This window comes from Plantactinospora sp. CNZ320, from assembly GCF_002846275.1.
In genome coordinates this window covers 5,307,459-5,320,773 of sequence record NZ_PJMP01000001.1, presented here as the reverse complement: position 1 = coordinate 5,320,773, position 13,315 = coordinate 5,307,459, and the positions used below count along the sequence as shown (strand labels likewise).

Sequence of the window (13,315 nt, the reverse complement as noted above, 5' to 3'; positions counted from 1 at the left end):
TCTCCGGCCCCGTGGCGGGCGCCACACGGCGAACGGTTGGTTGGTAACGTCGATCGCGTCGAGGAGGTGGCCCATGGCGATGCCGGCGCAGTTCGATCCGCTGGTGGACTTCGACGGAATGTGGACAACCCAACTCGCTGACCGCTATCTTCCGCTGCCGGAACTGCCTACCGCACGTTACGAGTGCATCAACGGAAGGTTAGTGATGACCCCGGCGGAAGTCGGCGCCAACAGCTACGGGGAAATGACGCTCGCCCACCTGCTCCGACCGGCGGCCCAAGCATCCGGGTTCTACGTGTACGGGCCGGTCAATCTCACGTTCGAGTTGCGGCAGTGGATCCAGCCGGACATCACGATCCTGCACGCGTTGCCACAGACCGACGACGAGGACAGGTGGGTGCCGGTCCGGCTCTGCACGATGGCGATCGAGTTCGTCTCGCAGGGCAGCCGAAAGCAGGACTTCGTCGACAAGCCGAAGCGGTGTGCCGAGGGTGGCGTGCCGTACTTCATGCGGGTGGAGATCGTCCGCCGGCTCCGGCACGCCTCCGTCGAGTTCTTCACCCTGGAGGACGGCGAATACCGGCGCACCGCCGAGGCGGTCTGCGGGCAGCGGCTCCGGGCCGACAAGCCCTTCGAGATCGACTTCGACCCACGCGAACTCCTGCCCTGATCCCACTCCTGCGGCTGGCCCGCCGACGCGGCAGGGCGTACGGCGTGACGCGGATGAGTGACGTCGGGCGGATCACGTAGGGTCGTGGCGTGGGACGAATCAACGAGTTGGCCGACGGCTACGTCGACGAGTGGGCCCGGCTCAATCCGACCGGGGCGACCTTCGTCGGCATCGGGGGATACGACGACCAACTCGGGGACCTCTCCCCGGAGGGCTTCGCGGCACAGGCCGAGCTGACCCGGCGTACGCTCGCCGCCCTCGACGCCACCGAACCGGACTCCGAGGCGGAGCGGACCGCCAAGGAGGCGATGCAGGAGCGACTCGGCCTGGAACTCGCCCGGTACGACGCGGGCGAGACGACCAGCGAACTGAACGTCATCACCAGCGGACTACACGACCTCCGGCAGGTCTTCGACCTGATGCCGACCGAGGGAGCCGAGGCGGTCGGCAACATCGCCGCCCGGCTGGGCCAGTTCGCCGGTGCGCTCGACGCGTACCGGACCACGCTGCGTACCGCCGCCAAGGCCGGGCACGTCAGTCCCCGGGTGCAGATCGTCGAGGTCGCCAAGCAGTGCGACGCCTGGACCGACCCGAACGGCGACAACTTCTTCCACTCCCTGGTCGAGCGGCTGGAGGCCGATCCGGCACTCGCCGCCGAGCTGCGCCGGGGCGCGGCCGCCGCCACCGCCGCCACCGCCGCGTTCGGGCACTTCCTGCGGGACGAACTCGCCCCGCTGGGCCGGGAGAAGCAGGCCGCCGGGCGGGAGCGCTACGAACTCGCCTCGCAGTACTTCCTCGGCGCCCGGGTCGACCTCACGGAGACGTACGCCTGGGGGTTCGAGGAGCTGGCCCGGCTGGAGGCCGAGATGCGCGCGGTGGCGGCGGAGATCGCCGGTCCGGGCGCCAGCGTCGACGCGGCGGTGACCGCGCTGGACGCCGACCCGGCCCGCCGGATCCAGGGCAAGGAGGCGTTCCGGGACTGGATGCAGGCGCTGGCCGACAAGGCGATCGCCGAGCTGCACGGCACGCACTTCGACATTCCCGAGCAGGTACGCCGGATCGAGTGCTGCCTCGCGCCGACCAGCGACGGCGCCATCTACTACACCGGCCCGAGCGAGGACTTCTCCCGGCCGGGCCGGATGTGGTGGGCGGTGCCGCAGGGCATCACCGAGTTCTCCACCTGGCGCGAGGTGACCACCGTCTTCCACGAGGGCGTGCCGGGGCACCACCTCCAGGTGGCACAGACCCAGGTCCGGGCCGATCTACTCAACCGCTGGCAGCGGCTGCTCTGCTGGAGTTCCGGGCACGGCGAGGGTTGGGCGCTCTACTCCGAGCGGCTGATGGACGAACTGGGTTACCTCGCCGACCCCGGCGACAAGCTCGGCATGCTCGACGGGCAGGCGTTCCGGGCCGCCCGGGTGATTGTGGACATCGGCATGCACCTCGAGCTGGAGATCCCCCGGGACAACCCGTTCGGCTTCCACCCGGGACAGCGGTGGACTCCCGAGCTGGGCTGGGAGTTCCTGCGGGCGCACTGCCGGCTGCCGGACGAGAACCTGCGGTTCGAGCTGAACCGCTATCTGGGCTGGCCGGGGCAGGCGCCGTCGTACAAGATCGGCGAGCGGATCTGGTTGCAGGCCCGGGAGGACGCGAGGACCCGCAAGGGCGCCGACTTCGACCTCAAGGAGTTCCACCGGGCCGCGCTCGACCTGGGCTCGCTCGGTCTGGACCCGCTGCGCGCCGCGCTCTCCCGGATCTGACCCCATCGGGTACGCCAACAGGTCAGCACCGCTGCGATCCCGACCGTGAGGAGTGCGACGGTCATCGGGTCGTAGTGCGACCCCGCGTTCGGGAACATCGACCAGGCCACGTTGTAGGAGGCGTGGCAGATGGCGACGGTCAGCACGCTGCCCGTGCCGTCGTAGAGGTGGACCAGGACGACGCGGAACGCGACGGTGAACAGGGTCTGCCAGGCGATCCACGCCGCAATGTGCCCCGCCTGCCAGTACGGCACGAGATGCCAGCCGGCCCAGACGACCCCGATCACCAGCCCCGCGCCGAGTACGCCCCAGCGCCGACGCAGTGGATCCGTGGCGTACCCGGTCCAGCCCAACTCCTCGACGAACCCGCTCAGCAGGTAGACCACGACCAGTACGGCGACGCCGGCCAACGGCAGGTGCGGCTCCGGCAGGGGCGAGCCGGTCCACCGGAGGATCAGGTACGACACCGTCAGCACCAGGGGAAGCAGCAGGATCGCCGTGACCAACCAGCCGGCGCGTACGGCCGTTGACCGGCGCAGTATCCCGCCGAACCATCGACGTAGCCCGGCCCGACCGTCGAACCGCCAGATCAGCAGCACCGCCGCGACAGTGGGACAGACGAACATCAGTGCGCTGGCCGGCAACTCGGCCCGGGTCAGCGGCGACAGATCGCCGAGCAGCGGCTCGATCGCGTAGAACACCGCTCCGAGGCCGAGCACCGCAGCCATGAACGGTAGGACGGGTCGACGTTCGCTCGGCTCCGGCCCCGTCTGCCTCACCCGGCGAGCGTACCGGGCAGGGTCGCCGGCGTACGCACCATCGGGCTCGGCCTCCGCGACCGCGGCCCACCCCCGAACCGGATGGCGGGCCGGCGACCCTGCCGCGTCAGGCCCGCTGTCGCGGATCCAGCGCGGGTACCGCGACGACGATGATCGCCACGAGTGTCAGGTGGCAGAGGGCCAGCGTCGTCTTGCTGGTGGCGTCCAGGTCGGTGGGCAGGGTCATCACCGCGATCGTGACGACCGCGAGCGCCGCGCCGACGACCGCCGCGACCTGGCTGATCCAGCCGGCGAGCGGGGCCAGCAGGGCGACGGCGACCAGGCCGACCAGCAGCGGTACCGCGCTGAAGCCGGCGACGGTCACCGCCTCGACCTCGGCCGGTCCCTGGGCCGAGGTGAACCGGAACGACCCGCCGGCCGCCCTGCCGACACCGTAGATCACGAGATTGCCGAGCACCGCGACGACGACGGCGAGCGCGACCACCCCGGCCCGGGGAAGCCTAGCCATCCGAGGTTTCCCGTCCCCGTTCCCGGACCAGGTACGCCTCGATCCGGTCGAGCGCGCCCACCCACACCTCGCCGGCGAAGAAGTCCCGCACCTCGGGTGCCGGGAATCCACCCTGTACGACGGTCATCAGGGTGCCGCCGTCCTGTTCCACAAAGGTGATCTCGACCCGGGTCGTCATGGTGAGCCCGTCCGGGCTGCTGCCGGTGGACTCGGTGACGAGCCGGTGCGGGCGGTCGATCTCGACGAAGGTCTGCGTCTCCCGGAACAGCATGTCCGGGCTGGGTCCCCAGACGGCGGTCTGCTTTCCGCCGACCCGGAGGTCGACCTCGATCTCCACGATCCCGGGCTCCTCGTCCAGGATGCTGAACCAGATCTTCTGCTTCTCGGCGTCGGTGTAGGCGTCGAAGACCTCGTCCGGGGTTGCCGGGAGGTGCCGTGTCATTCGCATGTCGAGTGTCATGAGTCCTGTTCCTCGGTGCCTCGTTGCAGGGTCAGGTATGCGTCCAGCCCGTCCAGACGACGTGCCCACAGGCGCTGGTAGAAGCTGATCCAGGCCATCGCCTCGTCCAGCGGGGCGTCGCCGAGGCGGCACTGCCGGGACCGGCCGACCTTCTCGGTCACCACCAGGCCCGCCTCTTCGAGCAGTTGGACGTGCTTCTTCATGCCGGTCAGGCTCATCCCGGCCGGCTGGGCCAGCTCACCGATGGTGGCGGGTCCTTCACCGAGCCGGACCAGGATGCGTCGACGGGTGCCGTCGGCCAGGCAGGCGAAGACCCGATCGAGAACCTCTTGCTGAACCATACGGTTCACCGTACATCAGTGAACCGTATGGTTCAACGTCGGCTGTCAGCCCCGCTGTCGAGGCGCCCCGGCGGGTACGTCGCCCGCCCCGGCCAGCACCGCCGGCTCCACGTCGGCCACCGGCTGGCTGAACTGCGCGTGGTAGAGCCGGTGGTACGCGCCCTGCGCGGCCAGCAGTTCGTCGTGGGTACCCTGCTCGACGATCCGGCCGCTCTCCATCACCAGGATCAGGTCGGCGTCCCGGATGGTCGACAGCCGGTGCGCGATCACGAAACTGGTCCGGTCCGCCCGCAGTGCCGCCATCGCCCGTTGCAGCAGCACCTCGGTACGGGTGTCCACCGAGCTCGTCGCCTCGTCCAGGATCAGCAGCGACGGGTCGGCCAGGAACGCCCGGGCGATGGTGATGAGCTGCTTCTCGCCCGCGCTGACGTTGTTGCCCTCCTCGTCGATGACCGTGTCGTAGCCGTCGGGCAGGCTGCGGACGAACCGGTCGACGAAGGTGGCCCGGGCCGCCGCGAGGATCTCCTCCTCGCTCGCCTCCGGGTTGCCGTACGCGATGTTGTCCCGGATCGTCCCGCCGAAGAGCCAGGTGTCCTGGAGCACCATGCCGATCTCGCTGCGCAGGGTGTCCCGGCGCAGTTCAGTGAGGTCGACCCCGTCCAGGGTGATCCGGCCGGCGTCCAGCTCGTAGAAGCGCATCACCAGGTTGACCAGGGTGGTCTTGCCAGCGCCGGTCGGCCCGACGATCGCCACCGTGTGCCCCGGCTCGGCGACCAGGGAGAGGTCGTCGATCAGCGGCTTCTCCGGCTCGTACCGGAACGAGACGTGTTCGAACTCGACCCGCCCGTGCCGCTCGGTCAGCCGGGCCGGCTCGGCCGGATCCGGGCTCTGCTCGTCGGCGTCGAGTACGTCGAAGACCCGTTCCGCCGAGGCGACCCCGGACTGGAGCAGGTTCGCCATCGCGGCGACCTGGGTCAGCGGCTGGGTGAACTGCCGGGAGTACTGGATGAACGCCTGTACGTCGCCGAGCGTCATCGCCCCGGACGCGACCCGCAGCCCGCCGATCACCGCGATCAGCACGTAGCTCAGGTTTCCGATGAACATCATCGACGGCATGATGATGCCGGAGACGAACTGGGCAGCGAAGCTGGCCTTGAACAGCTCGTCGTTCTTCGCGCCGAAGGCCGCCTCGACCTCGCGCTGCCTGCCGAAGACCTTCACCAGCTCGTGCCCGGTGAACGCCTCCTCGATCTGGCCGTTCAACGCACCGGTGTGTGTCCACTGTGCGATGAACTGCTTCTGCGAACGTTTCGCGATCTGCTTGGTGACCAGCACCGAGGCCGGTACCGCGATCAGCGCGACCACGGCCAGCAGCGGTGAGATCCAGAACATCACCCCGAGCACCCCGATCACGGTGAGCAGCGAGGTGAGCAGTTGGCTGAGGGTCTGTTGCAGGGTCTGCGAGATGTTGTCGATGTCGTTGGTGACCCGGCTGAGCAGCTCGCCCCGGGGCTGGCCGTCGAAGTACGGCAGCGGCAGCCGGTTGAGCTTCGCCTCCACGTCCGAGCGCAACTGCCGGATGGTGCTCTGCACGGCGCCGTTGAGGATGTAGCCCTGTAGCCAGCCGAGCAGGCTCGCGGCGAGGAAGAGCAGCACCGCCAGCAGCAGGATCCGGGCCAGCAGCTCGAAGTCGATGCCGACGCCGGGGATGACCTCCATCTTCAGCAGCAGTTCGGCGTAACCGTCGTTGCCGGCCGCCCGGGCACCCTCGGCGGCCTGCTCGGCGGTGGTACCGGCCGGCAGCTGCCTGCCGATCAGCCCGGAGAAGATCACGTCGGTGGCGTACCCGAGGATCTTCGGCCCGGCGACCGACAGCCCGACGCTGACGATCGCCAGCAGGACCACCGCGACCAGCGAGAGCCGGTGCGGCCGGAGCAGACCCAGCAGCCGCCGGGCCGACGGACCGAAGTTCATCGACTTCTCCGCCGGCATCCCGGCGGTGGCCCAGCCCGGGCCGCCCCGGTGGGCGCCGCCGCCGGGCAGCCGGGCCGGTGTCGGCCGGGCCGTCTTCTGCTTCATCGCCTCACCCTGGGTGTCGTGCCGTTGGAGGTTCCCGTTCTGCTTGCTCGGCTCGGTCATGCCGTCACCTCGACGGTGAGCTGGGACTCGACGATCTCGGCGTAGGTCGGGCAGGTCCGCAGGAGTTCGCTGTGCCGGCCGGCGCCGACCACCGCCCCGTCCTCCAGCACGATGATCTGGTCGGCGTCCAGGATCGTGGAGACCCGCTGCGCCACGATCACCACCGCGGCCTCGGCGGTGACCGGTTTCAGCGCGGCCCGCAGCCGGGCGTCGGTGCCGAGGTCGAGTGCCGAGAACGAGTCGTCGAAGAGATAGATCTCCGGCCGCCGGACCAGCGCCCGGGCGATCGCCAGCCGTTGCCGCTGCCCGCCGGAGAGGTTCGTCCCGCCCTGCGCCACCGGCGCGTCCAGCCCTTCCGGCAGCGCCTCGACGAAGTCGCGGGCCTGGGCGATCTCCAGGCTGGTCCAGAGTTCCTCGTCGGTCGCGTCCGGCTTGCCGTACCGCAGGTTGCTGGCGACGGTGCCGGAGAAGAGGTACGGCCGCTGCGGCACCAGCCCGATCCGGTCCCAGAGCAGGTCGGCGTCGAGTTCCCGGACGTCGATCCCGTCGACGAGTACCGCGCCGCCGGTGACGTCGAAGAGTCGGGGTACCAGCCCGAGCAGCGTCGTCTTGCCCGCACCGGTGCTGCCGATGATCGCCGTCGTCCGGCCGGCCCCGGCCCGGAACGAGATGTCCCGGAGCACCGGCGCCGCGGCGCCCGGGTACTGGAAGCTGACGTTGCGCAGCTCCAGATCGGCCCGGCCGCGGACCTCGCGTACCGGCTCCTCGGGCAGCACGACCGACGATCCGGTACGCAGCACCTCCATGATCCGTTCGGCGCAGACCGCCGCCCGGGGCACCATGATCAGCATGAAGGTCGCCATCATGACGGACATCAGGATGAACATCAGGTAGCTCAGGAAGGCGGTCAGCGCGCCGATCTCGATCTGCCCCGACTCGATCCGGTGCGCGCCGAACCACAGCACCGCCACGCTCGACACGTTCAGCACCAGCATCACGATCGGGAAGATCAACGCGGTCAGCCGGCCGACCCGCAGCGCGGTGTCGGTCAGCTCGCCGTTCGCCGCCTCGAACCGACGGGTCTCGTACGGCTCCCGGACGAACGCCCGGACCACCCGGATACCCGTGATCTGCTCCCGGAGTACCCGGTTGACGGTGTCGATCCGGGTCTGCATCAGCCGGAACTGCGGCACCATCCGGCGGATCACCAGGCCGATCGCCAGCACCAGCACCGGTACGCAGACCAGCATCAGCCAGGAGAGACCGACGTCCTCGCGCAGCGCCATGATCACGCCGCCGAAGAGCGTGATCGGGGCCGCCACCAGCATCGTGCAGGTCACCACGACAAGCATCTGCACCTGCTGCACGTCGTTCGTGGTACGGGTGATCAGCGACGGTGCCCCGAACTGGCCGACCTCCCGGGCGGAGAAGCCCATCACCCGGTGGAAGATCGCCCCGCGTACGTCCCGACCGAAGCCCATCGCCGTGCGGGCTCCGAAATAGACGGCCGCGATCGAGCAGGCGATCTGCAACAGGGTCACCAGCAGCATCCAGCCGCCGGTGCTGACGATGTAACCGGTGTCACCCCGGGCGATGCCCTTGTCGATGATGTCGGCGTTGAGGCTGGGCAGGTAGAGCGAGGCCATGGTGCCGACGAGTTGCAGCAGCACCACGGCGGTGAGCGGTCGGCCGTACGGCCGCAGATAGGTACGTAGTAGTCGGTTCAGCATCGACGACCCCCCGAATCGAGGACGCGGTGACCGGTCACGACCGGTCAGGATGAGTGTGGTCAGTGTGGTGCCCCGAGCCGGACTCCTCGGCCGGCCGGACAGCCTCGGTGGGCCCCGACCCACGTACGCCGTCGAGCAGCACGGCGGCGATCGTCTCGGGAGTCAGCGGCTCGTTCTCGGAGATCCGGGGATGCGAGCCGGCGAAGGTCAGCAGGCGGAGCAGTCGGGCCACCTCGGGCAGCGGATAGCGGAAACGGTCGGCATCCGGCTCCAGCACCCGGACGATGGCCTGATAGATCTTTTCGTTGTGTGATCCCGGCTTGCCCGTGCCGGTCGTCCGGTCCGTCGAGTGCTCCGGCGGCCCGTGCATGCCGATCGAGTGCAGCAGGTTGAAGGCGCTCGTGAGCCGACGCTGGAGGATCGCGGCCAGCTCGGTGAGCCGCTCCGGCAACGGCCTCGCCAGGTCGATCGCCGCCAACTCGTCCAGCACCGGGGCCGGATCGAGGGCGGTCTCGACGGCCACCCGGACCAGCCCTTCCTTGTGCGGGAAGACCCGGAAGATCGTGCCCTCGGCCACCCCGGCCGCCTCGGCGATCTGCCGGGTGGTGACCTTGATCCCATGCTCGCTGATCAGGGCCAGGGTCGCGCTTATCAGCGCCGCACGTCGCTCCTCGGGCGGCAGCGGCCGGGCCCGGCCCGACGGGGTCTGCGAGTTCACGGCGCAACAGTAGTGAGTGAGTTACTCACTCACAAGCGAATTTCCGCGACTTCCCCGAGTCGGTGTCCGGGGTCACCCGTCCCGGTGACCGGATGCGCACCGGACGGCGGCCGGGGGTCGACGTCCCCACCCGGAGCGCCGGAGGCCGGGACTAGAGTTTGGGCGCGTACCGGAGGGAGTTGTTCAGGTGCAACTGGCGGATCTGCGCGGCCGTCGGGTCGCGGTCTGGGGCACCGGCCGGGAGGGCGTCGCGGCGATCAACGCGATCGCACCGGTCGGGCCGGCCGAACTCGTCGCGGTGATGGACCGGGAGACGTACGCCGCCAAGCCCTGGACGGGCCGGCTCGCCGAACTCGCCCCGCTGCACACCGGCCCCGCCGCGCTGGAGGTACTGCTCCGCTCGGACGTGGTCGTCCGCTCACCGGTGATCGGCGAGACCCACCCCTGGGTGGTACGCCTGCGTGAGCGCGGCGTCCCGATCACCAGCGGTACGGCGCTCTGGATGGCCGAACACGCCGCCAGCACCATCGGGGTCACCGGCAGCAAGGGCAAGAGCACCACCACGAACCTGATCAGCCACCTGCTCACCGCCGTCGACCGCCCCAACGTGATGGGCGGCAACATCGGGGTACCGGTACTCGACCTGCCGCCCGCGCAGCGCTACGTCCTGGAACTGTCGATGTACCAGTGCGCCGACCTGACCGACTCGCCCGAGGTCGCCGTACTCACCTCGCTGGCCCCGGAGCACCTGGACTGGGCCGGCGGGGAGGCGGAGTACTACCGGCACAAGCTGAACCTCGTCGACCACGGACCCCGGTGGGTCGCGTTCAACGCACACGACACCCGCCTCCGCGCCGAACTCGCGGCCCGGCCGGGGTTGCCGCTGCTGCCCGCCGGCACAGCCACCCCCGATGCGGCAGCCGAGCCCACCTTCCAGGTGGCCGACGAGCCCGACGGCACCCGCTGGGTACGCCTCGGCGCCGAGCGGCTCTTCCCGCGTACCGCCCTGCCGCTGGTCGGGCGGCACAACGAGGGGAACCTCTGCGTGGCGCTGACCGCACTGCGGGCGGTCGGCGTCGACTGTGTCGCCGAACGGGACCGGCTCGGCGCCGCACTGGCCTCACTGCCGGTCCTGGAACACCGGCTCACCCCGATCGAGGACCCCTCCGGGATCACCTTCGTGGACGACTCGCTCTCGACGATCCCGCAGTCGGCGATCCACGCCATCGAGGCGTACGCGGACCGCCCGTTGACAGTGATCGTCGGCGGTGAGGACCGGGGCGTCGACTACACCCCGCTACGCGACTTCCTCGCCGAGCGGGAGATCGTGGCCACCCTGATCGGCATCCCGGACAGCGGCCCCCGGATCCTGGACGTGGTCAAGGATCTGGGCACCATCACCACGCTGGCCGCCGAGGACCTGCCCGAGGCGGTACGGCTGGGCCGCGAACGCACTCCGGCCGGCGGGGTGGTGCTGATGTCCCCGGCGGCACCGAGCTACGGCCGGTTCGACAACTACGCCCACCGCTCCCGGGTCTTCCGGGAGGCGATCACCGCGACCCGGGCCTAGCGTCGCTGCCCAGATCCTCCGGTTGCAGCTCCGGATCACAGAGCCGACACCCGGCCTCCCCCTCGTACACGTCGTGTTCGGGGCAGCGGGTCAGCAGAACCGGTGCGGGCGCCAACCGCCAGTCCCCCCACCGGGGAGCGTCGACCGGCTCGGGGGTGAACGCCGCCACCATCTCGCGGTACCTGCCGAGCTGGCCGGCCACCTGCGGAGGGTCGTAACGGAGCCGGTGCCAGCCGTGCCTCGCGAGTGCGGTGTCGAGCACCCGGAGGAGGAACGCCTTCTCCGCCGGCCAGTCGGCCGTCCACGGAATCTCACCGAGGTCGAACCCGGCGCACCCACGGGCGTGTGGGTGGCCGTCGGCGAACATCAGGACGAGATTCCGCTGCCAGGGGGTCTCGGCGACCCGGCAACCCGCCAGGGTGAGAACGTCGAAGAAGACGTCCGTCGCGCCGTTGGAAAGATGGAGCGACTCCGGCCCACCCGACGCCGCGTACGCCGTGAATCTGTTCCCCATGCCCGCATGGTCGCACCACCGGCCCCGGCCGGCACGGCAGAGGGGGCCGGTCGGTCGACCGGCCCCCTCTGGGTTAACAACCACGTTGCGGGACTACCGCTGCTCGAGCCGCTCCTTCAGCCCGGCCACGGCCGCCTCCAGCTGCTCCGGAGTACGGACCCGGCTCGGGTCCGCCGCCGTCGCCGCCGCACGGGCGGTGCTGGCGGTACCCCGGTCGATGCCGACGATCCCGATGTTGGTCGGGTTCTGCACCACGGTGTAGCCACCCGGGCCGCTGATCCAGCTACCGGCCGGCGCCTGCTGCCCCGCCGAGACCACCGCGGCGGATCCGAAGATCAGCGCGGTGTCCAGGGAGCCGCTGTGCTCGTCGAGGAAGAGCTCGGGCTCGAAGGAGAGCCCGGACTCGTTGCCCCGGGTGAGCAGCAGCGGACCGTTGATCGTCGCCATCAGGGCACCGCCGGAGAGCGCGTCCGGCCAGTTGACCCCGGTCGCCAGGCCGGCGAAGTCGGTGCCGCCGAAGAACGCCCAGGCGGTGAAGAGGGACGTCTCGTAACGGCTCGACCCGAAGATCTCGATCGGGTTGTACGGCTCGGTCGCCGTCGCACCCTGCAGACCGATACCCACGATCCGCGAGGTCGACCGGACCTGGTCCAGGTAGGTCTTGGTCTCGGGCGCCAGCGTGTAGTCGGCGGTGAGGATGACCACCGCGGACTGCCCACTGCCCGGCACGTTGAACGAGCCGGCCGCCGCACCCGCGGCGAGCGCGTCCGGGAAGTTGACCCCGGTCGCGGCGAGCACGTAGGTCGGGTTCGGGTTGATTTCCTTGGCGATCGCGATCGAGGTGCCGTACCGGGTCTGGCCGGCGAGCCGCTTCACCTGGTAGCCCAGCGCCTTGACCTGGTCCTCGACGGTCGTCGAGATCGCGCCGGGGCTGCCGAGCAGGTAGACGGTCTTGCCGACCGGCAGGATCCGCTTGATCTCGCTCTCGACTGGTGCGTTCAGCCCGGTCGGCGGGGTCATCAGCAGCGGACCCTGCTTCGCGGCGGCCAGCGCCGCACCGCCGAGCGCGTCGGCGAACAGGTCCGCCCGGGAGAGCACGACGGCGTCGGCGAACTGACGCGGGTCGTTCTGGTCGGACGCGGTCGCCCAGTGCGCCTGGGAGACGGCGTTCGCGGTGGTGTACCGGTCCTGCCCGGCGAGCCGGGCCACCGTGTCGGTCCGACGCGGCTGGTACGACGGCACCCCGGACAGCCCGGACACCACGCTCGGGTTCGCCGCCCCGCTGCCGTCGGCGGGCGCCGTCGCCACACCGGAGCCGTTGGTGAACGCGATGGTGTTGCCATCCGGCGACCAGGTCGGGTGGTCGTGGGCCACCGCGTTCGAGGTGATCGCGATGACGCCACTGCCGTCGATGTTGGCGGCGTAGATCTGGCCACCCCGGACGAACGCCACCCGCTTGCCGTTCGGCGAGATGGACGGGTTGCTGGCGTCGTCCAGGATCGTGTTGAAGCTGTCACCGTCGAAGACGCCGACCTGCGACGCACCCGACGGGGTGTCGGCGGTACCACCCTGGGACTGGTAGACGAAGATCCCGCCCGGCCCGGAGTCCGGGTTGAGGTAGTGGCGCCCGTCGGCCGGGGTGAGTTGGCGCGGCAGGAAGCCGCCCGAGGCGACCTGCGCCTCGATCCGCCACGGCGAGCCCGGCTCCCTGGCCGACCAGAGCACGCCGATGCCCTCGCTCCGGTAGACCGGGCTGCGGTACTCGACCACCGGCTCGTTTGGAAGAGGAGGCGGCGAGACCCACCAGTAGTTCCCGCCGTCGTTGTGCCGCAGGGTCGCGATCTCACCGTTCTCGGTGGCGAAGATCGCCCGGCTGCCGTCCGGTGCCCAGGCGGCGCCGTTCACAGTGGTGATGGTCGGGTCTGCGGTGGTGAGCCGGAGCGTGGAGCCGTTGTTGAACCTGATGGTGTTGGTGCCGTTGCTGGCGCTCAGCACGTTCCCGGTGCCGGGGTGACTGGCCTGCGCCGCCGTGGCACCGACAACGGCGGTGGTGGCGCTGAGCGCGACGGCCGAGGCAAACGCCATCGACCGCGAAATAGAACGTGGAGGCAAGGGGACTCCTCGCA

11 protein-coding genes and 1 pseudogene are annotated in these 13,315 nt (G+C 70.2%); 3 read left to right on the top strand and 9 right to left on the bottom strand.

From position 1 onward, the window contains the following. Positions 1-73: 73 nt before the first annotated feature. Together CLT71_RS23735 and CLT71_RS23730 are read left to right on the top strand one after the other, a co-directional pair. On the top strand, positions 74-670 hold the full coding sequence (locus tag CLT71_RS23735) for a Uma2 family endonuclease (protein WP_101369045.1): 597 nt from the start codon (positions 74-76) through the stop codon (positions 668-670). Between the two features lie 89 nt (positions 671-759). Beyond that, positions 760-2,430, top strand: coding sequence for a DUF885 domain-containing protein (locus CLT71_RS23730; protein WP_101369044.1), 1,671 nt, complete (start codon positions 760-762; stop codon positions 2,428-2,430). Positions 2,431-2,549: 119 nt separating this feature from the next. On the opposite strand, the pseudogene CLT71_RS38175 reads toward CLT71_RS23730, so the two are convergent. The 7 genes and pseudogenes from CLT71_RS38175 to CLT71_RS23695 all read right to left on the bottom strand — a co-directional run. Continuing rightward, positions 2,550-3,056, bottom strand: a pseudogene (locus tag CLT71_RS38175) (CPBP family intramembrane glutamic endopeptidase); the annotation flags it as partial. 259 nt (positions 3,057-3,315) lie between these two features. Further along, positions 3,316-3,717, bottom strand: coding sequence for a DUF6069 family protein (locus CLT71_RS23720; RefSeq protein ID WP_101369042.1), 402 nt, complete (start codon positions 3,715-3,717; stop codon positions 3,316-3,318). Next, complete coding sequence (locus tag CLT71_RS23715; RefSeq protein WP_101369041.1) at positions 3,710-4,177, bottom strand: SRPBCC family protein; 468 nt, start codon at positions 4,175-4,177, stop codon at positions 3,710-3,712. The genes CLT71_RS23720 and CLT71_RS23715 overlap by 8 nt, the downstream gene beginning before the upstream one ends. Beyond that, the gene (locus tag CLT71_RS23710) at positions 4,174-4,518 is read right to left on the bottom strand and encodes a metalloregulator ArsR/SmtB family transcription factor (protein ID WP_101369040.1); all 345 of its coding nucleotides are present in this window, start codon (positions 4,516-4,518) and stop codon (positions 4,174-4,176) included. Before CLT71_RS23710 ends, CLT71_RS23715 begins: the two co-directional genes overlap by 4 nt. A gap of 45 nt (positions 4,519-4,563) precedes the next feature. After that, positions 4,564-6,597, bottom strand: coding sequence for an ABC transporter ATP-binding protein (locus tag CLT71_RS23705; protein WP_101371726.1), 2,034 nt, complete (start codon positions 6,595-6,597; stop codon positions 4,564-4,566). A 56-nt stretch (positions 6,598-6,653) separates the two neighbouring features. After that, positions 6,654-8,387: an ABC transporter ATP-binding protein gene (locus tag CLT71_RS23700; RefSeq protein WP_101369039.1), complete on the bottom strand. Its 1,734-nt coding sequence runs from the start codon at positions 8,385-8,387 to the stop codon at positions 6,654-6,656. A 34-nt stretch (positions 8,388-8,421) separates the two neighbouring features. Further along, entirely contained in the window at positions 8,422-9,105 is a 684-nt protein-coding gene (locus CLT71_RS23695) for a TetR/AcrR family transcriptional regulator (protein WP_101369038.1), read from the bottom strand. A 187-nt stretch (positions 9,106-9,292) separates the two neighbouring features. Here CLT71_RS23695 and murD point away from each other — a divergent pair, with 187 nt between their 5' ends. Further along, positions 9,293-10,675 (top strand): UDP-N-acetylmuramoyl-L-alanine--D-glutamate ligase, encoded by a 1,383-nt coding sequence (gene murD, locus CLT71_RS23690; protein ID WP_101369037.1) that lies wholly within the window; start codon positions 9,293-9,295, stop codon positions 10,673-10,675. Here the strand turns inward: murD and CLT71_RS23685 are convergent. Next, positions 10,656-11,189 carry a hypothetical protein gene (locus tag CLT71_RS23685; protein ID WP_101369036.1) on the bottom strand — a complete coding sequence of 178 codons (534 nt, stop codon included), beginning with the start codon at positions 11,187-11,189 and terminating at the stop codon, positions 10,656-10,658. The two genes, murD and CLT71_RS23685, sit on opposite strands and share 20 nt — an antisense overlap. A gap of 93 nt (positions 11,190-11,282) precedes the next feature. After that, positions 11,283-13,274, bottom strand: a complete 1,992-nt coding sequence (locus CLT71_RS23680) for a cell wall-binding repeat-containing protein (RefSeq protein WP_101369035.1) — start codon at positions 13,272-13,274, stop codon at positions 11,283-11,285. Positions 13,275-13,315: the final 41 nt, after the last annotated feature.